The sequence below is a fragment of the Acidobacteriota bacterium genome, from assembly GCA_016703965.1.
Taxonomy (GTDB): Bacteria; Acidobacteriota; Blastocatellia; order Pyrinomonadales; family Pyrinomonadaceae; genus OLB17.
Genome location: JADJBB010000021.1, coordinates 1,507,079 through 1,531,095 on the forward strand (window position 1 = coordinate 1,507,079; position 24,017 = coordinate 1,531,095).

Annotated in this window: 8 protein-coding genes; 4 read left to right on the forward strand and 4 right to left on the reverse strand. The window is 55.1% G+C overall.

Translation table 11 applies throughout. From position 1 onward, the window contains the following. Nucleotides 1-174 precede the first annotated feature (174 nt). From IPG22_13915 to IPG22_13925, 3 genes are read right to left on the reverse strand one after another with little or no spacing between them, the layout of a single operon-like run. Nucleotides 175-2,283, reverse strand: a complete 2,109-nt coding sequence (locus IPG22_13915) for a PD40 domain-containing protein (GenBank protein ID MBK6589383.1) — start codon at nucleotides 2,281-2,283, stop codon at nucleotides 175-177. Then, the gene (locus IPG22_13920; GenBank protein MBK6589384.1) at nucleotides 2,240-3,124 is read right to left on the reverse strand and encodes a serine/threonine protein kinase; all 885 of its coding nucleotides are present in this window, start codon (nucleotides 3,122-3,124) and stop codon (nucleotides 2,240-2,242) included. Before IPG22_13920 ends, IPG22_13915 begins: the two co-directional genes overlap by 44 nt. A 29-nt stretch (nucleotides 3,125-3,153) precedes the next feature. Continuing rightward, entirely contained in the window at nucleotides 3,154-3,723 is a 570-nt protein-coding gene (locus IPG22_13925) for a sigma-70 family RNA polymerase sigma factor (GenBank protein ID MBK6589385.1), read from the reverse strand. Nucleotides 3,724-3,872: 149 nt separating this feature from the next. Between IPG22_13925 and IPG22_13930 the strand changes: the two genes are divergently transcribed. Together IPG22_13930 and IPG22_13935 are read left to right on the forward strand one after the other, a co-directional pair. After that, nucleotides 3,873-5,786 carry a hypothetical protein gene (locus IPG22_13930; protein MBK6589386.1) on the forward strand — a complete coding sequence of 638 codons (1,914 nt, stop codon included), beginning with the start codon at nucleotides 3,873-3,875 and terminating at the stop codon, nucleotides 5,784-5,786. A 20-nt stretch (nucleotides 5,787-5,806) separates the two neighbouring features. Then, a complete protein-coding gene (locus IPG22_13935; GenBank protein ID MBK6589387.1) occupies nucleotides 5,807-14,704 on the forward strand; it encodes an Ig-like domain repeat protein in 8,898 nt (2,965 codons plus the stop codon). A 743-nt stretch (nucleotides 14,705-15,447) separates the two neighbouring features. Here the strand turns inward: IPG22_13935 and IPG22_13940 are convergent. Beyond that, a complete protein-coding gene (locus IPG22_13940) occupies nucleotides 15,448-20,802 on the reverse strand; it encodes a carboxypeptidase regulatory-like domain-containing protein (protein MBK6589388.1) in 5,355 nt (1,784 codons plus the stop codon). A 181-nt stretch (nucleotides 20,803-20,983) separates the two neighbouring features. Here IPG22_13940 and IPG22_13945 point away from each other — a divergent pair, with 181 nt between their 5' ends. Both IPG22_13945 and IPG22_13950 read left to right on the forward strand, forming a co-directional pair. Then, nucleotides 20,984-21,550 (forward strand): sigma-70 family RNA polymerase sigma factor, encoded by a 567-nt coding sequence (locus tag IPG22_13945; GenBank protein ID MBK6589389.1) that lies wholly within the window; start codon nucleotides 20,984-20,986, stop codon nucleotides 21,548-21,550. A 31-nt stretch (nucleotides 21,551-21,581) separates the two neighbouring features. Next, the gene (locus tag IPG22_13950; protein ID MBK6589390.1) at nucleotides 21,582-24,005 is read left to right on the forward strand and encodes a protein kinase; all 2,424 of its coding nucleotides are present in this window, start codon (nucleotides 21,582-21,584) and stop codon (nucleotides 24,003-24,005) included. The last annotated feature ends 12 nt before the right edge of the window (nucleotides 24,006-24,017 follow it).

The following is a 24,017-nucleotide window of genomic DNA, read 5'->3' on the forward strand; positions in this document are numbered from 1 at the left end:
ACAATATATAAGAAATCAATATTGTATACACTTATTTGAAGCGATTCGCTTTCTTTTTGACCAAACCAAATCGCTATGCAACAAAAACAAATGATGGTTTCTGATAGTTTCGTCTCTGACATGTGTAGATCGAACCAAGTTGATAAAAGTTCTCAATGGCCTAAAGTCTAATATTTATTTTTTTTCAATATTCTTTATCAACACAACATTCCGATTTCGCGAACCGCGGGCGACGGCCAGTCGATTGCCCTCCGCGTTAAGGGCGAAACTGGCGATCTGAAACTCCTTGAAGGCGGTGAGTTGAGACGGTTTTGTTCCATCGAGCGGCTGGGTCCAGATATTTGAAGTAGTACCGAGCGTATTCACAAAGAGGACGCCATTGCCGGCCTTATTCCATGCGAGGCCGGCGTCGATGGTTGTTGTCGAGGGGAGTTCAATGGTCTTAAGCGGTGGGCCGCCGTCTATCGAGCTGATGCCGATTCTTAAAGGTTGGCTTTTTTCATTGATAAAATATGCGATTGTTCGGCCGTCCCGCGATAGTGCCGGCCAGGTGGAATCGACATCCGTTAGCCTGACGGCCTCGCCTCCGGTGATCGGTGCTTTCCAGATCCGCAATATCCCGTCTGCTCGGCTGGTGTAAACCACCCATTCTGCATTTACAGAGGCTGTTGCGTACGCAACGTCATGATGAGCTATTAAACGACGGCTGTTCTGCCCGTCTGAGTCCATCTGATAAAAAGTGTTGCCCGGCAAGGGCTCCTTGGTAACCGGGTCAGTGTCTCGATAATGATAAGTTATCGCGTCACCAGCCATCGAAAGTGACGGATACGCCTTTCCCACCTTATAGTCGGTGGTCAGGGGTTTTGGATCACTGCCGTCGGGATTCATTCGCCAGATATTTTGAGCCCCGCCCTCGCTGGAAACAAAAACGATCCTGCCATCCTTCGTCCACGTAACACCGCGTTCGCCATCATCTGCGGCCGTTTTTGAGTTAATCCCGACCGCCGTCGAAAAATCGTTTTCCGCCGTTAGCCAAATGCCCATCGAATATTCACGCTGTACTGCAACGATAGTCTGCGAGTCAGCCGTCATACTGAAATCATCGTAGCTCGTGAGGTCATTTGTGACATTTTGGATCTCGCCGGTCGGATAAGCCGCATATCGGATCTGGTAACGCTGTCCCATATTCGCGGCATAGGGCATATAGATCAGCCCCTGGCCATCGTTGACCCAGGCGAGTTGGCTGATGCGCAGCAGGTTCACTTCTTTCAATGGAATTCGGGTTTCGGTACCGGTAGCAACGTCGACCACGGCCATTCCGCCCGCGTACGTCGCGCCGCGGGTCAGCGTTGGAGCAGCGATGAGGCGTCCATCCGGTGACCATGAAATCTCATCCCCAAAAACCTCGGGAAATGTTCGGGTCTTCAAAATTCGCTCGTTCGCTCCCAGATTATCAACGATGATGATCGAATTATCGGCTTTTGTGACGCGGATGAACGCAACGTTGGCTCCGTCCGGCGAGAAGGTGATCTGGCTGTTAACGTCGGCGACCATTTTGCGGCGATTAAGCCCGAGGGTCGTCATTTGAAAAAGCGACGGCGGCTGGCCTTCGCCCTCGGTCGCGACCGAAAACAGTGAATTCCCATCGGGTGAAAACTTCAAAAAATCGTATTTCGTCTGGCCCGGAGGGGAAATTTGCGTATCGCCGACGCTGGCCGTTTGGCGCAGCCAAACGCTCTGGCGTCCATCTTCCTCGCTCTTTGCGTAGGCAATGTATCTGCCGTCAGGCGAGATCGCAACGGCAAGGGCAAGGCCGTGAGCGGTCAAAATGTCCAGCTTTGTCGACTGAAAAGGGTTGATACCGTCACTCGCGGCATACAAAAACTCCCAATATGCCGCAAGGGCGAGAGCGATCAGCAAGACCGGAGCGATAACCCAGGCGGCGGAAATCCTGCGGACCGCAGCGATATTCTTCGTTGATCTCGCGCCTCGCGTGTCTTTGTCAGGGTCCGATTGCAGCAGGGTTCTGTTGTCAAAGGAATAATCGAACGACTCGGTGTGTGAATCGCGGAGAAGCCCTTTAAGGTCGTTGCGCAATTGTGAAAAGTACTGATATCGGTCGTCACGATCTTTCTTCAGCGCTCGTTTGACGATCTGGTCCAGCGGGGAAGGAATGTCAGGGTTTGATTCTGAGATCGAGGGCAGAGTCTTAGGAACTCCAGATTTAGCAATTAAGCTATCACTGGCGCCCGTGAATGGCGACACGCCGGTGAGCCATTTCATTAAGCACGACGCCGAAACTAAAAATGTCGGTACGCTCATCAATTATTTCGCCCATCGCCTGCTCGGGCGACATATAGTTGATCGTGCCCATCACGCGATGCGGGGCGGTGTGTTCGCGGGTTTCGAGATCATTCGAATCCGGTGAGGTCAGTTTCGCCAGGCCAAAATCCAGCACCTTAACGATCCCATCGCGGCGGATCATAATATTGGCTGGTTTGATGTCGCGGTGGATAATGCCGACCGAATGCGCCGACTCCATGGCGTCGGCGATCTGAATGGCAATTTTGACGGCTTCCTGCCACGAAAACGTCCTTTCGGCGATCAGTTTACGAAGTGTCTGCCCGTCAATATACTCGGTCGCCATGAAGCTGAAGTCTTCGACCGTTCCTATCTCGTGGATCGTGATTATATTTGGATGATTTAGTGCTGAAACGGCCCGGGCTTCCTTTTCAAAACGTTTTTTTCGTTCCGGATCGTTCTCGAACCTCGATGGCAATATTTTGAGTGCGATCTTACGCCGAAGCATCGAATCCTCTGCGAGATACACCTCGCCCATACCGCCCGTGCCGATGAGTTTAACGAGTTTATAATGTCCGACCACTTTTCCGACGAGGTTGGCCGGTTTTTCCTCGACAGAAAACATATCGGCGGCCAGCGAAGCCGGCGAGGCGTCGATAAAGACATCAGAAGAGCTTTCAATCGAGAGGAGTGAGTCGACTTCACTCCGAAGATCGTTGTCATCGCCGCACTTTTCAACGAGATAAGCCTCACGCTCAGCGTCCGGCATTTCAGACGCGGCGTGGTAGATCTCTTCGATCTGTTTTAGGCGTTCCGGGTTCATAAGGAAGGGGCCATTTGAGATCGCGGCCCTTAAGAAATCAAGGCCAATTCACGCATCAGCCACCTCCGCGAAAAACGCCAGTCACGTTTCACCGAATCGGTCGATATCTTCAGTACCTCGGCGATCTCCTCTATCGTTAGCCCGCCGAAGAATTTGAGCTCGACGACGCGGCCCTTGCGTGCATCGAGAGCGGTCAGCGTCGTTAAAGCGTCGTCCAGAGCGACGATCTGATCTGACTTAAAGTTTGAAACTGCCATGCTGTCGGCTAGCGTCACTCGATCCCGCCAGCCACGGCGTTTTTGGCGTTTCTTCGAGCGCGCGTAATCGACCAGAATATGCCGCATCGCCTGCGCGGCAACTCCGAAAAAATGCGCTCGGTTCTGCCAGTTTGGTCCGTCCTGCTTGGCGAGCTTTACGTAGGTTTCGTGGATCAGCTCCGTTGTCTGAAACGTATGCCCGGACGGCTGGCTTCGCATATAGCTCCTCGCCATCCGCCTCAGCTCGTCATAAACAAGCGGCATCAACTGCTCAAGTGCAAGTTCGTCGCCCTTGCTCCAGTCAGTCAGAAGAATTGTGATCTGATGCGAGGCATCATCCATCGTTCGATTTTCTTTTACGCCGGATTTACACGCCTAGTATAAAACAGTAAGTCGAAATAAAAAACTATTTTCCGGCGCTCATGCCCCTCTTTTCATTCAAAAGTCGTTTAGTCACGTAAAGGGAATATTTTGTTGGAGTGAGATCTAAGATGTTGAAAAACCGCCGTCCATCACGTTTTGCCGTTGTTAATGGTTTTGTCCTGATCGCCCTCGCTAGCGGGCTTGTTCTGACTGCAACGGCTGGGGCATCGCCACGCTTTGGGTTTATCCGGTCTGTGGGTGAGTTTTTTGGAATGGCGTCCACGACGACGCCAACGGGCACCATCGCGCTCACTGATGAGACGGCGACAGCCGAAGGGCACGCACCGGATCTGATGGCGATACTTGCCTCTTCGCAGCAGGGCGGCAAACTTGTCGGCACGGGTAACGCCGGGGCGGCTCAGCAGGGCTATTCGGTCTCACTGTCAGCCGACGGGAATACGGCTCTTATCGGGGGACGCGCTGACAATGGCGGCCACGGGGCGGCGTGGGTATGGACACGGAGCGGCGGTGTCTGGACGCAGCAGGGCGGCAAACTTGTCGGCACGGGTAACACCGGGGCGGCTGAGCAGGGCTATTCGGTATCGATCTCAGCCGACGGAAATACGGCGTTGGTTGGAGGGGTAAACGACAACAGCGCCCAGGGGGCGGCGTGGGTATGGACACGGAGCGGCGGTGTCTGGATGCAGCAGGGCGGCAAACTTGTGGGCACGGGTAGCATCGGGGCGAGGACTGTGCAAGGCCATTCGGTCTCGCTCTCAGCCGACGGAAATACGGCGATAGTCGGGGGATACCTTGACAACAGCGCCCAGGGGGCGGCGTGGGTCTGGACACGGAGCGGCAGCGTTTGGACGCAGCAGGGCGGCAAACTTGTCGGTACGGGTAACACCGGGGCGGCTGGGCAAGGCCATTCGGTCTCACTCTCAGCCGACGGAAATACGGCGATAGTCGGCGGGGAGTTCGACAACAGCGGCCAGGGGGCGGCGTGGGTCTGGACACGGAGCGGCGGCGTCTGGACGCAGCAGGGCGGCAAACTTGTCGGCACGGGTAACGCTGGGGCGGCTCAGCAGGGCAATTCGGTCTCACTCTCAGCCGATGGAAATACCGCAATAGTCGGGGGATACACTGACAACGGCATTCAGGGGGCGGCGTGGGTCTGGACACGGAGCGGCGGAGTTTGGACGCAGCAAGGCGGCAAACTTGTCGCGGATAACAGCGCGGCGGCTTTTCAAGGCAATTCGGTCTCACTCTCAGCCGACGGAAATAGGGCGTTGGTCGGGGGGCCAAACGACAACAGCGGCCAGGGGGCGGCGTGGGTCTGGACACGGAGCGGCGGCGTCTGGACGCAGCAGAGCGGCAAACTTGTCGGAACGGGTAACGCCGGGACGGCTCTCCAGGGATTTTCGGTATCGATCTCAGCCGACGGAAATACGGCGATAATCGGGGGATACACTGACAACGAAATCCTAGGCGAAGTCCACGGGGCGGCGTGGGTCTTTGCCCTTGACCCTCCACCGTCGGTTAACCTGTCGGTCAGTGCGAACGCCGGGACAGAGGCGGCGGCGACCGCGATCACGGTGACCGCGACCGCCTCGAGCCCGGTTACGGGTAATCAAACAGTGGATCTTGCGGTGACGGGAACCGGAATTACTGCCGGTGATTACTCCCTCGCACCGACGACCATCACTATCCTAAATGGCCAGACGATCGGTACGGCCACATTCACGGTGGTCAACGATACCGATATCGAGGGCCCGGAAACTGCAACGATCACCGAGAGCAATCCGTCAGCGGGAATAACGCTTGGTGCGACTACTTTTCAGAATATTGCGATCACGGACAACGATTTCGCGAACTTGAACTATTCGGTCGACACGACGGTTGACAACGCTGCTCTAAATGCATGTACGGGCGGCACGTTGGGTGATTGCAGCCTGCGCGGAGCTATCGGTAACGCCAACGCGAATGGAGGTAACGACACGATCACGTTTGACGCGGGTGTGTTTGGACCCCGCAAACGATAAATATCGGTGCGAACGGAGAGTTGGTCATCACGAATAACGGTTCGCTGACCATACAGGGTCCCGGAGCCAGCGTGGTAACGGTGAGCGGGAACAACACCTCAAATGTATTCAAGATCGCGTCGGGCACGGTCACGATTGATGGAATTAAGGTCGCCACCGGGCGAATTGGTATTTGGAATCTCGGGACCTTGAACCTCATTAACAGTATCGTCTCGGGTAACACGACGGTCGGAATTTTTAACACTGGGACAATGACGATCACGGACAGCACCATTTCCGGAAACTCAAATAGTACTACTTACGGGATAGCGGGAATTTACACTACGGCAACGATGACGATCACGGGCAGCACCATTTCCAATAACTCTGCGACCAATTTTCAAAGCGACGGCGGCGGTATCGGCTTGTATGGGGGATTCCTGACGATCACGAGGAGCATCATTACAGGCAATTCCGGTGAATACGCTGGCGGCATTCAGTTATACGGCGGCTCTGGCGTTTTGATCACGGACACGACGATCTCCGGAAACACCGCACGTCAAGGCGGCGGCGGCATTAGCAAGTGGTACTCATCGAACAGCGTGCCCATATCGATCGTTAACAGCACCATCTCCGGCAATACCGCAGGCTCAGGTGCCGGAATAAACACTTGGGCTTCTCCGGTGACGATCACCAACAGCACCATTTCCAACAATAGTGCCAGCTACAAAGGGGGCGGTATATACATGGTGGACAGTTCCACCCAACTTAAAGTCACCAACAGCACCATCACGGGTAACCGGGCGAATACCGGTAATCTAGGTGGTGATGGAGGCGGGATCTATGCGGAGCCTGCCCTTCCGATTCCCAACTCAACATTGAACAGCACGATCGTGGCGGGCAACCTGATAGGCACAGGAACGACGCCCAATGACCTGTCAGGGCACCCAATAACATCGGCCGCGAACAGCCTCATCGGCGACTCAGCGACCTCGGGCGGTATCGTAAACGGCGTCGGCGGCAATAAGGTCGGCTTCGCGGTCAGCTCCATTCTAAATACGACATTGGCTAATAATGGCGGACCGACGCAGACCCACGCACTCGTCGCCAATAGCCCCGCGATCGATGCCGGCTCGAACACGGTCCCGACTCCCCTCGACTTTGACCAACGCGGCACGGGATTCCCCCGCATCATAAACGATCCGTCGATCGCAAATGTCGCCGACGGGACGGATATCGGTGCGTTCGAATTCGAAGATGCGACGCCGCCCACCGTTACCTCGATAGACGACGGCGACGCCGACGACAGTATCGGGATCAACACGATGCTGACGTATACGGTAACGTTCTCAGAGGATATTGATGGAGCAACGGTCACTGCGGGTGATTTCAATAATGCGGGAACTGCAATGGTCACCATCGGAACCGTCATCGAGGGAACTCCCGGAGTCGTCTCCGTACAGGTCACGCCGACCACGGCCGGCACAATAATCCTTCGAATTCCGACGGGCTCAGTTATCAGCGACCTTGCGGGTAATAACCTCGTGGTTCCGGTTCAGGATAACGAAACGGTCAATGTATTGGCTGAAACGACGGCCGTGGTCGATGCCGGCAATCTTGTTATCACGGATGCTAACGGCGGCACGTCGAACGATAACATTACGATCTCTTGCACGACTGCGCCGCCGCCAACTATGGTGGTTATCAGCGATCCGGGGAACTCACTAAATCAGAGTTTCGAGCTCAGCTCGATCACCGGCAACATTACGGTTAATACGCTTGGCGGAAACGATTCGCTGACGCTCGACCTTGCGGGGTGCAACTTTACGGCGAACGGCGTGACGTTCAACGGCGGCGACCCGACATCTGCGCCCGGAGATAAGCTGATCATCCTCGGCGGTTCGACGACCACGCAAACGTTTAACTTCACCAACGAACACGACGGAAGCGTAGTTCTCGCCGGCGGAGCGCGCTCGGGAACGATCAACTACACCGGCCTCGAACCGGTGAGCTCGACCGTCACGGCGGCGAATGTAGTTTTGAATTACAGCACAATTACGGAAACGATAACTGTTTCGCAGGACGCAGGAACGCCGGCGCAGACGCTAGTCGATTCCAATGTAGGCGGCGAATCCGTCTCGTTCGTTAACCCGACCACTTCGCTCCAGATCAACGGCGGCGATACGGGCGATGACACGATCAACGTCAATGGTTTCGGCACAAGCGGCGGCGGATTTACAGCTTCGCTGACAATAAACGGCGGTACCGGCAACGACACCGTTAGCCTGAATGCCGACATCAACTTCGCGGCAGGCAATAACCTGGATGTAAACCTGCAAAACGACAACGCTCCCAATCCTGCTGGAACCGACACGATAAATGTCGGCCCAAATGCCAACTTAATCCTAACCGGAACGGGTGCCGCAACCCTCGCGGCCAGCCGCAATATCGCGATGGCTAGCGGTTCCAGCATTACCACGGTCAACGGTAACCTGACGCTCAATGCAAATCAGCAGGCGACACCGACCCCAGGCTACTTCTACGCCGTCGACCTTCAGAACGCTACTCTTACTACCAGCGGACGCGGAAACATCGTGATCAACGGCAAAGGCGGCAGCGACACCGTTGCGGCCCCTGGGGTGTTTTCTTCTTTAGGCCTTTTCGTCAATGGTACGGGTTCGATACGTTCCACGAGCTCGGCGGCGGATGCGGGACTTATTACCATAGACGGAAGGGGCGGAAACACGGGTGCAACCGGAACTGTTGGAGTTTTGATTGCGGGGCAGGCCACGATCGCTTCGGTCTCGGGTGATATATCGCTCGACGCTGTCGGTGGCGAAACCATTGGCGTAGATGGGGTCATTTCTTCGTACGGCCTCGGCTTATCTGGTAGTACGAATAGCATCACTTCGACGGGTGTGGTACCGAGCGCGGCCTCGATAACCATAACCGCGACGGGCGGAAACGTGACGTCCAGCCAAGCTGGTTCGTATGGTCTATTTAACGGCGGTTCGATTTCGACGGTCGATGGCCCGATCAGCGTGACCGGTGTTGGCGGCAATACGACGGGCGTGGGCACAAGTGGCAACTTGATTTCCGTTGGTGTCATGATCTTTGGAACCGGGACGATCGCCTCATCGGGAACAGGAGCAAATGCAGGCTCGATGACTCTCCTAGGTACATCAGGCAACACAAACGTCGGCGCCGCGCAGGCATTTAGACAAGATGGAGCGCTGAGCACCGTCGATGGCGATATTAGTATCACCGGAACGTCCAGCACCTGTGTCGACGGATGTTTCGGATCGCACATACGTGCAAATATCTCCGCAACAGGTGACGGAAATGTCACGATCACAGGCACAGGGGGTACGGCCACCGCCGCCGTTCCGGCTTTCCCGACCAGCGGCGTCATCGTACGCAACGGTGCGACGGTTTCGACGGCGACCGGATCCATCGAGGTCATCGGTACGGGCGGCAACACGACAAACAACGCCGGATTCCAGCTCGGCGGCCTGCTCGGCACAGCCGGAACCCTCGCCACGACCGGCGGCAGTGTAACGGTGAACGCGGATACGATCTTTATCGACACGGCGCTCGGCACTATCACGGCTCCCGGCAGGCCGGTTTCGCTCAGGCAAAAGACCAACGACGTTGCGATCAACCTCGGCTCGGCCATCGACACAACCCCATCGACGTTAGAACTCTCCGACGCCGAACTCGACCGCATCACCGCCGGCACGCTCAATATAGGCAACTCATCTAGCGGAACTATCACTACGAGTGCGGATATCACACGCCCTGCGGCGACCAACGTGAATCTCGTAACCGCCGGCGATGTCCTGATCAGCGGCGGCCAGATAGATACGGGCGGTGGAACACTGCTGCTCGATCCGGGCGTTTCGCCTTTCGCGGTCAAGCCGACCAAGTCCTTGACCGATGTCACAGCCAGCACGCTCTCATTCGGCAGCGATCTGGCGATTGTTATTAACGGAACCACGGTTGACACACAATACACTCAGCTCAACGTCGTCGGTGCGGTAAACCTGACGGGAGTTTCGCTCGTGCTGAGCGGTACTCATGTCCCAACCGCGGGGCAGCAATTCACTATTGTCAATAACGACGGTGGCGACTTGATCGTTGGAACATTTAATGGCCTTGCTCAGGGAGCGGCCATATCGAATTTCCTCGGGGCTCCGGGAGTGAACGCAACTATTAGCTACACCGGCGGGACTGGCAACGATGTCGTCCTCACGGTGGACAACGTTCCCCCCACGGTAACCAGCACGACGCCGCTCCAGGGCGCGATAAACGTTGACCGCAACGGCAATATCACGCTTAACTTCTCCGAACCGGTGAATATCCTGGCCGGCGGCATAACGGTCAACTGCGGCGGTGCAGAAGCATTTTCACCGACACTTCCGCAGAATGGCGTCACGTCGATCGTCATCGATCCTGGCAATACACTCCCCGCAGGTGTGCTTTGCACGGTGACGGGAGTGTCGGCCAGTATTGCTGACCCCGCCGGAAATCAGCTCGACGGCGACAGCAACGGCTCGGCCGGGCCGAACTTCACGCTAACCTTCACGACCGCATGTACGACGAATCCGATTGTGACGACCAATGCCGACAGCGGAGCGGGCAGCCTTCGTCAGGCAGTCATCGACGCATGTCCGGGCAATACGATCACCTTCCAAGCCGGAGTTTCACCGGTAACTCTGACCACAGGGCAGATCGTTATCAATAAGAATCTGACGATTGACGGTGGAACAGGGGCGACCGTAACGCGCTCCGCCGTGGCACCTAACTTTAGGATCTTCCAGGTAAACGGGGGCACCACGGTCGAACTACGAAGGCTGACCATCAGCAACGGAAACGAAGCAAATGGCGGCGGCATCAGCAGTAACGGCACTTTGACACTTAGAAACAGTACCGTATCCGGTAATACAGCTTCTGGGTTCGGCGGCGGTCTGTTCAGTTTTGGAGCGTTGACAATTACCGACTCGACATTCTCGGGAAATCAGGCGGGCAATGCCGGCGGATTTTTCCAGGGAAACGCGAGCCTGAATATGTCAGGGTCGACAGTAAGCGGCAATACAACGACGTTCCAGGCAGCAGGCTTGAATATTCAGGATGCAAACGCGACGATCACCAATAGCACCATCAGCGGGAACGTGAGTCAAAACAGCAATGGCGGCATCGCAAATATTTCTTCGACCGCGACGGTCCATTCGTTGAATCTGATCAACACGACCATCACCGGTAACACTTCGGTCGGTATATACGGAGCGGTTTGGGTCAATGAAGATGCCGCATCACCTTCGGTAATAACTTCTCTTCGGAATACGCTGGTGGGCGGCAACACAGGCAGGAATTTCAGCACCACTACGCAGGATGTAAACGTCGTGCCCCTTCCAAATTCAATGATCGTCTCTGACGGCTACAACCTTGACAGCGATGGCACTAGCGGCTTTGTGAACGGAGCGAACGGGGATATTGTTGGATCGCTTGGATTGCCGATAAACGCCCAGCTTGCATCGCTGGCAAATAACGGCGGGACTACCCAAACACATGCTCTACTCAATGGCTCACCTGCGATAAACGCCGGCAACGACTGTGTGCTGACGGCAAATGGCTGCGGTGCGAACGACCCGGTCGTCGGACTCACGACGGATCAGCGAGGAGCGGGTTTTGCAAGAAAGGTCGGTTCGCACGTCGATATCGGGGCCTTTGAGTTGCCGAATACGCCTCCAACGATCACTCCGACAGCGGGTGTGACGCGGCAGCGGGGATCGGCGTTGACGAATTCGGTGATCGCGAATGTTGGGGACATCGAGACACCGCTTGGAAGCCTCGGTGTGACGGTGAACGGCGGAGCGACGGCGACCGACGGCCTCGTTACCTTGAGCAATATCGCTGTGAGTGCGGCAGGAGTTGTGACTGCGGACATCGTAGCCAACTGCCTCGCGGTCCCAGGGAACTTTACATTGACGGTCACGGACGGCGGCGGGCTTTCGACCAATACGAATCTGACGGTGCTAGTCACTGCGAATACGCCGCCTGCCGTCACCTTTAACGGCCCTCAGAACGTGGTATTCGGCCAGTCCGGTTTCAGCGTACCGACAGCGACGGCGACGGATAATGGTTCTATCACGGGGTACGTGCTGCAGAGCGTTGTCCCGGCAATGACAGTAACTCCCAAGGTCAATCCGGCCAACGGAACGGTGACTATCAATAATGCGGGCCCGACAGGATCGCACGTGATCACGGTCCGCTCGACCGACAACTGCGGAGCGGTGACGGATTCATCGTTCACGCTGGTGGTCAACAGAGCTGGCACCACGACCACGATCTTCTCCGACACGCCGGATCCAAGTGTTGTGGGCCAGAACTATACGGTTACGATCGCGGTCGCACCTGTGGCACCTGGAGCGGGCGTGCCGACGGGCAACATCACTATCTCGGACGGCACGAATACGTGTGTGGCGATCCTGCCGGCGACAAGCTGCCAGCTCGCAAGCACATCGGCCGGGCCGAAGACTCTGACAGCGGCTTATTCGGGCGATACTAACTTTAACGGAAGCACCGCAGCGACGGCACCTCATCAGGTGGACCCGGCTCAGACGGCGACGACGGTGCAGACGCTGATCAATGCACCGAACTACGGTTCGACGCTGACGGCGACGGCGACCATTACGGCGGTGGCACCGGGATCGGGAACGCCGCAGGGGACGGTGAACTTCAATGACGGCGGCAATCCGATAGCGGGCTGTCAGAATGTAGCGGTGACGGCACTGGGCTCGGCGGTCTGTACGACGAACCAGCTGCCGGCGGGAGTGGGCAAGGTCATCCAGGCAGTGTACTCGGGCAATGCGAACTACCTCACAAGCAACGGCTCGACGACCCAGACGATCGGCAAGGCACCGCTCAATGTCGCGGCCTCATCGGCGGCGGTCACATACGGCGATGCGGCACCGGCGATCACGGCAGCGATCACGGGCTTCGTGCTTGGTGAAACGACGGCCAACCTGACGACCCAGCCGACGTGCTCGACGACGTATGTCCAGGGCTCACCGGTCTCAGGCTCGCAGTATCCGTCCAGTTGTACGGGAGCGGTCTCGAACAACTACAGCTTCAACTATGTGAACGGCAACGTGACAGTCAACAAGAAAGGCCTGACGGTAACGGCGGATAATAAGAGCCGTGCCTACGGAGCCGCGAACCCCACGCTGACGGCAACCTTCACGGGCTTTGTCCTCGGCCAGAACCTTGGAACAAGCGACGTGACGGGAAGCCCGCTGCTGTCAACGATGGCGACGCCTTCGAGCCCGGTCGCGGGCAGCCCGTATGCCATCACGGCAGCACTGGGCACACTGGCATCAGGGAACTACGCGTTCACAACATTCACGAACGGCATACTGACGATCACCCAATCCCAACTGACGGTGACGGCGAATAACCAGACAAGAGTGTTTGGAGCCGCTAACCCGGCCCTGACATTCCAGATCACGGGCTTCCAGAACGGAGAGACGCTGGCGACAAGCGGAGTGACGGGAACACCGAACATCTCGACCTCGGCAACGAGCACATCGGGTCCGGGAGCGTACCCGATCACAGCGGCACAGGGAACCTTAGCAGCCCCGAACTACACGTTCGCGACAGCTAACGGAACCCTGACGGTGACACAGGCGGCGACGACGACAACGATCACGAACGCCTCAGCCCTCGGCAGCTCAACGGTGGTCGGGCAGAACTACCCGGTCAACTGGACAACGAGCCCGGTCGCCCCGGGAGCGGGAACACCGACGGGTAATGTGACAGTGAGCGACGGTACGGGCAACACATGTACGGCAGCGGTCGGAGCGGGCACATGCAGCCTCGCCTCGACACTGGGAGCGAAGACCATCACGGCGACCTACGCCGGCGATGCGAACTTCGGAGGCAGCACGTCACAGGCAGTCCAGCACAATGTGGTGATCGGCCTGACGGGCAACGTCAAGCAGTTCATCGCCTTCGGCACGAACACGAACCTCGCGGGCGTAACAATGACCCTGCTGAACACCGCAACGCAGCAGGCCACAACGACAACAACTGACGCAAACGGCAACTACTCATTCGGAGTAACGCAGACCGGCGGCAGCTATACCATCACCCCAAGCGGCCTCGGCAAGGCGTTTGAGGCGACAAGCAGAACGTACACCAACGTGGCCGGCAATATCACGGGCGGGGACTTCATCGCCTACGATGTACCGGGCCCGAACGCGATACCGAGAACGGCGAGGGTGGTGAGCCAGATAGCAACGCAGGGACAGCCTGTAACTGTTCCGGTGCTGATGACGACGACGGGTGTTGAGACCAGGGTCGCCTTTACGGTGGAATATCCGGTAACGGCACTGGGCATCCCGACGGTGACATGCGGCACGGGAGCAGTGAACTGCACACTGGCCGTCAACAACTCGCTGCAAGGCAAGGTCGGCATCACGATCACCCCGACGGCGGCACTACCGGCCGGAACAAGAGAACTCGTGAAGATCACCTTCCCGACGTTCCAAAGCCCGGCGACGAGTGCCCAGATCAGATTCGGCGACTTCCCAACTCAAAGGGACGTGAGAAACGCGGAGAACAACCCGCTGCCGATGCTGTACTGGACGGACGGGCTGGTCTCATTCACCGGCGGCACACTGCTTGACGGAGCCACGATCTCCGGCAGAGTAACAACCGCAGCCGGACAGGGCCTGAGAAACGCGACGGTCACGATCATCGACACGGCGGGCAACCGTAGAACAACGGTAACAAGCTCATTCGGAGCCTACCAGTTCGAAGGGCTCGAGGTCGGACGCGACTACCTGCTGACGGTGGCCAGCAAACGATTCAGATTCGCAACCCGCATAGTAAACCTCACGGAAAACCTAAGCGATGTGAACCTGGTCGGCCTGGAATAAAATAAATTTATCTGTACGATCTTCGGAGAGATAAACTAAATGGAAATGCGGACTCTCGAGCCCGCATTTCCATTTCTTATAGATCTTGTTCTCAGAAACGTTCAGGCCAACCATAAATTCGAGCCCTCCTGACGAAATCCGTGACAAAGAATACGATGTGTCGCTTGCAATGGAGCCACTTGTGAACGCCAATAAACATTAGATTTCTGACATCTTCATTTCGGGAGTATAAATCCCGTAAAGATCTGCCTTTTTCTCAAACGATTTTCAATGGGTTTTTTGACACCGGGTCTCGATGGGCTGTCGACTCAACCGGATCGATCGACGTAACGACTCCCGTGCCTGATTTATTTCTCGATTATCAACGCAATTTCTTTTCGCAGGATCTCCCGTTGAACAAGTAGCCGCAGAAACAAGGCTCGCTGCCGAAAAAGGATCGGCCACCCGAAATGAAGTGCATACCGGCCATATTTGCAGTTAAACGACACAGATTATTTAGAAGATACAAATTGGCGGATGTGGCGACTTACGTCGCCTCCTATGTAATCGTTTTCCGATGCAGCCACACGTCCAAGAATAGGGGCTAAGTTTCGAACTGTAGGAAGTTTTCTAGATGGTTATAAATGACCTCTTTAAGAAATTTCCGATCAAAATATCACGATCCATTTCAAGCAAAAATAAATGGACACGGCCAATGATTTTGACCGTGTTCATATGCTAAAACCAGATCAACACTCAAACTCTCACTCGAGTCCTACAAAATCTGCAAGGTTTAGATCAGTCAATATCCGCGTAATTCGGGGAGCAAATCGATACCTTTTCGACGAAATACTGATGGTATAAGTGTCGCCGTTTGCCACACCGCTGAAGGAGAAAACGCCGAATGAGCTCGTGGTCGTTGATCTCGAAACACCTTGGGAACTTATTAGTGTCACATGAGCATTTCTAAGGCCGATGCCCGTCGGGGTGGTTACCCTGGAACTGATCGTGGAGGTTGAGCCCGGCGTGAGAATGAGCGTTACGTCAACGATCTTTGGGCTAGCGGTTCCGCCGGTAGGTGTGATCGTGATCCTTCCAGTGTTGACGCCTAGATTGAGGCCCGATGGATCTACGCTCACGTTTATACTTGACGGCGCCATCCCGGTTCCGAGATCGAGCTGTATCGAAGGCTGATCTGATGTAGCTGTCCAAGTCAATATGCCATCGCCGGAGTTGCTAATGGACAGTGTCTGAGGTGGTATGGGTGAGCCGTAGATCGCAACGTAGCTCAGTCGGGCGGAACTGACTGCAAGGGCGGCCGGCAGAACGGGCCGCGAGCGGAATACCCGTATCGTCCGGGTCGAGGTGCCTGACTGGCCTGAGCTGTCGGTGGCAGTTAGCGTTATTGTGTGTGTTCCTTCCTGGAGGCTTGTTGCGTCAAAAGAAACCGAAGAGCCGGTGCCGACGGCACCGTTCAGATTTGATGTCCAGGTAAGCCTTGCGTTCGGCAGCAGGCCGTCTTCTGCATCGTATCCCGAGCCCCTGAGAATTATCGTCTGTTCGCCCACGAACATGCTGTCGTTGGGCGGTAGCGAGATGGTCGCCTCTGGTGCGTGCGCCGGTACGGTGAATGTCGCATTTGACTGGTCTTGTGAGGTGTTTATGCCATCGCTCGCGATCACGCGGATCAGTGCTTGGGCGGAGCCAGGGATGGTCGTAAGATCTAAAGTGTAGGAATTGGTCGTTACGTCTGTGGCAAGAACCCGCCAGGTCGTGCCGCCGTCCGAGCTGTACTGAATTATTTGATTCAACGTTTCGCCGTCAGCATCCGCGGATGTCCACGTCAGGTTTGCGGTTGGCCCGGTGAGGATCTCGCCGCCGTTTGGCGAGGTGACAGTGACCGTCGGAGCATTCGCTGACGCCTGTCGCGAGATGACCGGTACACCGTCGTGCAGGATCGTAATGCGTTTTGTGCCGTTGTCCCACGGTAGCATCAGGTTGAACGTAGCCTGATCACCGGCTTCGGATGGATGATCGGGCTCGAAGGGGAAGGTCGCGATCGGCTGGCCGTTGATATTCTCGAATCGCACAGCGTAGCCGCCTGCGGTGGGAAGATCGACCGGACCTGGAGAATTTACCACGTAAACAGAGGACAATTGCGGAGAGACGCCGGGACCGAGAGATAAAACTCCGCTTAAGAAAACAATATCGTTTGCTTCGACCGATTCAGGGACGACTTTTGGCTCACTCGCAGGCCGGTTATTCGGATCGCTACCGGTTATACCCTGCATGCTGGTGAGTAAGCGGCCGTAGTTATGTTCCGATATCCAGTGACGCTGCGGCGCGTAGCTCATGAAATCCGGCGTATACGGTCCATACACCCGGCCGGGATTGGTGGTCAGGTAGCGTCCCGTATCGTTGACGTCGAAACCATAGATGGCGCTCGGGTCGTACATTATCTTGTTCTTACTGATCGTCCCGTCGGCTGGCGTGTGTGGCCCGGAGCCCTGTTCGGCAGGTGCTATACCATTCTGAAGGTTGTAGTTAGTGTGACTGAGCCCGAGATCGTGGCCTAACTCGTGCGGGGCGATCAGCGTACCGTCGACGTAGGTTGCGCACACATCGCCCGGGATATCATTGGCGAGACCGACGACACCACCTACACTGTTGGTGAGTAAACCGACGTAGTGTTTCGGGCAAACTGACGCTCGATTGCGGCAATCAAGGCGGAATTGGGTAAGAAGTTTGCTATCGATGCTTTGAAAATCCGCCAATGTGCTTGGTCTGCCTACGCCCGCGGGAACCGAACTGCTGTAACTGTCAAAGTAGACATCCTTTGTCGGGAAGATCGCTTTGAATTCCTCAACGACCTGATTTACATCTGTCGTCGTTGTTTGAAATGTCGACGTGCCAACCGTATATGCGAGGCGAAAGAACCTGATGTCGAGCGCGCTGGTGGGAGCGTTGAACGTAACACTCGTCGCACAATTCGGTGTCGGGTCCGGCTCGCTGCAGGTGAGCGGATAATCGGCTTCGATACGGAACTGCAATGTTCCTGCGGCAGTCCATTCATCAGGCAGTTCAAAATAAAAGCCTTGATCCGGATCTATGCGATCAGGCATCTCCTTCACGGCGATCTGACCGCCAAAGTTTTTGGACTGTTTGATAGTACGGCTGATGCCGTCGGCGGAATTTGAGCCGATGAGTTTAGCCGATATAGTGGCGCCGGCCGACGCAGAGTTGAGAGCCTTTACATAGGCCCGAATGAATGTACGTTTTCCCGCGATCAACGGTACGCTGTTCCTAAGATCCTGAACTGCCTGCGTTACTTCAAGGCCGGTAAGTGCGACTTTCGGCTTTACCACGGTTAGTAAGTTCAAAGTGTTATTAGCCGGATTGGGATCCTGTTCGGATCCAGTTACTGTGCTTGTAGCGACGAAATCTCCGGCACTTAGCGGCTGTGCGGTAATGTTGATCGTCGAACTACTGACCGACGACGCAATATTTCCTATATTGCAGACGAGGAAACCGCCCGCCAAACTGCATCCCGGACCCGAGATCGTCACGACCTGCGCCGGAACCGAAAAGTTTAACCTGAATTGTACGCCCGTGGCCGGAGACGGGCCCAGATTACGAAGTAATAGCTGATACGTTATGTTGTCGCCAGCATTCGAAACAGCGGGCGGAACCGCGACTGATCGCACTTCGAGATCGGCCTGCGGAGCCGCGATCGCGACCGGAGCGTTGTCGAGGTTGTTGGCCGGGTTTGGGTCGATAGTATTATTGGCATCGACCGAGGTCGTCAGACGTATGTTGGCTGAGATTACGGTCGCGGCCCGGGCGGTAAAGTTGATCCGGCGCGTCGAACTTCCAGAGGTTGCTCCCGCCGGACCTGGGTCGATGCTACTGAGCGAGCAGATGACATGGCTGCCTGAAACGCTGCAGCCATTGGTGGTTGTTGCAAGATTGCTAAAGCCAGTATCGATAAAGCCGTCGAACGTTACACCCGACGCAATCTCAGGCCCATTATTGTTGACGATAGCCGAAAACGCTACCGTGTCGCCCACTGTCGCCGTGGCTGACGGCCGAGGCGAAAAGACCACGGAAACGTCTGCCTGCGTGCGTCCGATGGTTGCGGAGCCGGTCGCCCTGGTTCCGTCCGTAAATGTCATAGTGAGATTGAACGTCGAATTCAACGAGAATGAAGTTGGTGTGGAATCGGGAACAAAGAGTTTAAAAACACCGAGATTTCCGACCTGGGGAGTACTGCAGAGTGAGCCATTCGAACAGTTCAGTAGAGGAGCATCGAGGCCGTCAGCAATTCCGACAACCCATTTCACCTGATTGGCCGGAACGGGCGGCGGCTGCGGTATGGTGTCCCATTCGTTGCCGTTCGGCCCGGTGAGAACGATCGTTTGCATCAATTTTGTTGAAGTAGCCGCTGGCAGCGTCAGAGTAAATGTGCCATCCGTCTCGCCATCGACGGGAATACCTGAGTCGCTCTTGCCCACACGGTCCCTCAGCCGCCCTTCATAAGAAAGCGTGGCAGGAAAGGGCGTTGGTGTCGCTCCGGGAGCGATCGTTATGGTTCCGCCGGTGTAGGCCGTTGGGAGAATTCCTCCCGACAGATCGGAGACGGACTGAGCGGTAGGCGTGGAGCCGAAACTGACCGGCGTCGTTCCCATCGCGGCGCCCGATGCTATATCGAAGCGAAGATCAACTATCTGCCGCGTGCCCGATGCAAAAACTGCCCCATTGCGATCGAGAAGTATGCCGATCTTTCCGCCCGCGGTTTGGCTTAGATTAGTACCAAGAAACGTACCGGCGGGTGACCCGCTGCCGAGGGTTACGACGGGGTTCGAGAGTTTTGTTTGGTCAAAGTTTACCGAAAAACTTACTACCGATTCATTGCCCTGAGCGTCGAGTTCGATAGGGACAGTAACTTGCTGTCCAGTGAGTCCGGACGCAGCTATGGCCCGGATCGTTCGAGTTCCTGGAGCCCATGTCGGCCATAGATCATAGTCGGCATTCGCGGCACTCGTTACGGCAGTGACCTGATTGGTAGCGACCGCGACGCGGTAGATTCGGTTTGTATCTGAATATGCGATCGACGTATCATCCGGCGACCAGCCTGGGTGGTGTACTGCGGTTGAACCGTTGGGCAACGTGACGAGCACCGTGGCGTTAGTGCCGTTCGCATTCATCACGTTCAGCGAACTGGTGCCGTCAGCGTTGAATTTTACGAAAGCGATCTTCGCAGCATCGTGCGAGTATACGGGAAAAGCATAATGAGCCGGACTGCTGGTGAGCGGCTGGCGTTGGCCCTCGGTTATTGTGCTGTCAGGGTTGATCGTGAAAGTTTCGGTGTAAAGATCGCCAGTAAAATTACCGCTGTCTACATCAGCCTTGACGGCAGAGGTTCTCACGAATACGACTTGGGCAGTTACCGGAGCGGTCGGGAGCGGGTTCCACGACGGATAAAGATACGAACTTGGGCCGGTGGGATTAAAGTCGTGGGTGTTGGTTGTGGTATCACATGCGGAGCAACTACCGCCGATGATCTTTGTGTGATAGTACAAGGAACCGTTGATGTTTGCTGTCGAATTATATGCGATCGCATTTCCGTTAGGTGAGTACTTTGGATAAAGGCCGACAATATTTGAGCCACCGCCTAATAGCGTCAAGCCCGTTGGTGAATAACTACTCGCGGGGCTCGTCGTCAGTTGAGTATTGCGCAAGAAAACTATCTTTGACCCGTCGAATGAATAGTTCGGCTGACTGCCCTCGCCGAATGGGTTTTCGCTTAGGTTTGTCGGATCAACTCTGTAAAGCTGGCCGCCGCGGTTATAGGGAGTATCAAACGCTGCTGAAGCACCTCTCTGAAAGATGATCGGCCCGTTCGCCAGAACCAGCGGGGCCGCAGTGCGTTCATCCAAAACTGAAATATTCTCCGTTAGGACGGTTTGTTCGGTGGGGGCTGCACCAAAAAATTCACGGATCGAACCCGAAAAGCTGCTCGCCGAACTACCGGCAACGACTGACAGGACCGAAATTCCAGCTATTGCGAGCAACGCGACGCGGCTGCGTAAGAAACCTAACGACCTCTGGTTTTTTAACATATTTTTTGGGTATATCTCGTGACGACTATGGTTTCGACCCGTTTCCGTCTTATGTCCGCCGCGAGCGGTGTTTTGTTTATTTATATCTCTATTACTTCATGCAATATTTAGCCGTAAACCGGCTCATTTTTATCGACATGGATCGATAAACCTTGTAATCTAACCCTTTATTAGCAAGGAAATGGATCAGGCCGGTGAGATCACACAACTTCTTCAAGCAGGTGATAAGCAATCACTCGAAAAGTTGTTGCCAATCGTTTACGACGAATTGCGTGCGGTCGCTTCCAGAGTTTTCCGCGGAGAGTTTCGCGAAAACCACACTTTGCAGCCGACCGCGCTTGTCCACGAGGCATTCCTTCGGCTGGTCGGAGATTTAGACCGAATATCCTGGAAGGACAGGGCGCATTTTTTTGGTATAGCGGCGCGTTTAATGCGTCAGGTGTTGGTCAACCACGCGATCGCTAATAAACGAGAAAAGCGCGGCGGTGGACAATCGATGGTAGCGTTGGATGACGCTATAAGCTTCTTTCAGACGCAAAACATAGATATTCTTACACTTTACGAAGCTCTCGAAAGACTTGAAGATCTAGATAAAAGACAGGCAGAGATCGTGGAACTCAGGTTTTTTGGTGGTTTAACGATCGAGGAAGTTTCAGAGTTACTCGATATATCGCCGGCTACCGTAAAACGCGATTGGGAAATGGCCAGGATCTGGCTTTTTCGAGAACTCAAGACAATTCAAAACTGAATGTGGGTGTTTTGCGTATCTAAATCCGCTCATGCATTCTAGCGATTACAAGAAAGTTAAAGAGGTTTTTGCGGCCGCCTTCGACCTCGATGCGTCAAGCCGTGTGCTATTTCTGGTCCAGAATTGCACTGACCAGGCTACGCGACAAGAGGTAGATTCACTGTTTCAGCTCCAGAAGGAAGCAGACGGATTTCTAGAAGGCCTTTCGGCCGCGAGCGTTATTCAAAATTCCTACCAAAAGATCTTGAGTGAAGATCTCATCGGGAATCTAATAGATAAATACAGGGTTGTCAGAGAGGTCGGACGCGGCGGAATGGGAATAGTTTTCCTGGGCGAACGAGCAGATTTTAAGCAGCAGGTTGCGATAAAGATCATTAAGCGCGGAATGGACTCGGACGCGATCCTGGCGAGGTTCGTGCGTGAACGCGAGATACTTGCAAGCCTTGATCATCCAAATATCTCAAAGCTACTGGATGGAGGAACGACGGAAAACGGCCTCCCGTTTTTTGTAATGGAATATGTCGATGGCGTGCCCATCGATGAGTTCTGCAAAAACCTTAAGGAGAAAGAGATCTTAGAGACATTTCGAAAGGTCTGCTCGTCGGTCTCGTTCGCCCATCAGAAACTGATCGTTCATCGCGATCTAAAACCTTCGAACATTCTCATCACAGCGGGCGGCGAGCCGAAATTGCTTGATTTCGGTATAGCGAAACTCCTCGATGATACAGATGCTGGAGCCACGCAGGAGCACCAGCGCGTAATGACGCCTCGTTACGCCTCGCCCGAACAAGCAGCGGGTTTAGTGATAGGCACCGCGAGTGATGTTTACAGTTTAGGAAAGATACTTGGTGAACTGCTCGATCGCTCGACCCAGGTGCGTGCGACGGCAGATGGGGGACATCACCGGCGGAAACGGAACGGAAGATCCGATCTACAAAATATTCTGGCGATGGCCGCCCATGATGATATGAATCTACGATACGGTTCCATCGAGCGTCTTGCCGATGATCTACTGCGTTACAGCCAGAATCTGCCGGTATCGGCTCGGCGTATCTCATATTCTTATCGGGCACAGAAATTTGTTCAGAGGAATCGAACCATGGTTGCCCTTGCGGCCCTGCTTGTTCTAAGCCTGTTCGTCGGACTGACAGCGACAATTCTGAATGCCCGCGAGGCACGACGCGAACGTGAGCTTGCCGAAAAGCGTTTTGAGAATCTGCGAAAGCTTTCGGATGCATTCGTAACCGAGGTTCACGGTGCGATCCAAAACCTTCCAGGCAGCCTGCCGGCCCGGCGGCTCCTCCTCAGGCGTGCGGTCGATCAGCTCGACCTACTCGCTGAAGAATCTGAGAACGACAACTCGCTGCAGGACGAACTCGCAACCGCATATTTCAATCGTGCCTCGCTTCCGGACATGCCGGTGGATGAAAAGGATAAAGTTCTGAGGAGAGTTGTCGGAATATACGAAAATCTGCTGCGCAGCGAGCGAAATAATATCCATTACCGCGAGCAGCTTGGTGTGACATATACCGAACTCGGCGACACAGAAAAAGTTCGAGGCTCGGTCGCGGAAGGACTCACACTCAGTAAAACTGCGGTGTCGATCTTCGATCAGATCGCTAAGGACGAGCCAGGGAATTCTATTCATCTTAGGCATCTTCATGACGCCTATGGCCAACTGGCGGCCTTTGAGGCAATGTCAGGCGATATCCCCGGAAGTCTTGCGGCAAGCCGCCGATCAGTGGAAATAAGCGAGGAACTACGCGGTCTAGCGAATTCACCTGCGGACGTCGGGTTTTTGATCGCCCGCTCACACCTTCAGATGGCCACCGCACTAAATTTGACCGGTGACTACAAAACCGCGATCTCTGAGTTGCAAACGGCAATGGGTGGTTTCAAATCGGAGCAGGCGGCAAATCCAAATGACACGAGTATTAGCTACTATCTTTGGCTAACGAACCACCGCCTTGCGGCGGCGGAAGACTTAAGCGGAACGCCTGCAAAAGCTCTCGAACACGCTCAAGCGGCCCTATCAATGATGAAAAACCTCTTGGCTACCAGCCCGCGAGATATCGGATATCACCGAAATTCAGCTATATCAGGTATTCTGCTGGGACAGATCCTGATCAAACAAAACCGCGCAGCGATCGCTGTCCCTTATCTTCGTCGGGCCCTCGATTTGAGCGGGCAAGTACTCGAAAGCGATCCACAATATTTCGAATCACAAATTGATGTGGCGATCTCGAAAAGCAACCTCGGAAATGCCCTGATCATGAGTGGCCAGAAAGAAGCCGGGCTTACCCAACTGAAGGAATCACTGACGATCTTCGACCGGATCAGCCAGATCGACAGTACAAATTCCTTACTGGCGAGTAATTACTCCGAAGCCCGTGCTTATCTGGCGTCATTTTCTTCTCACCGAGAACCTAATAAGATTACCCGTTGGAAATGGTAATTGTCCCTCGTT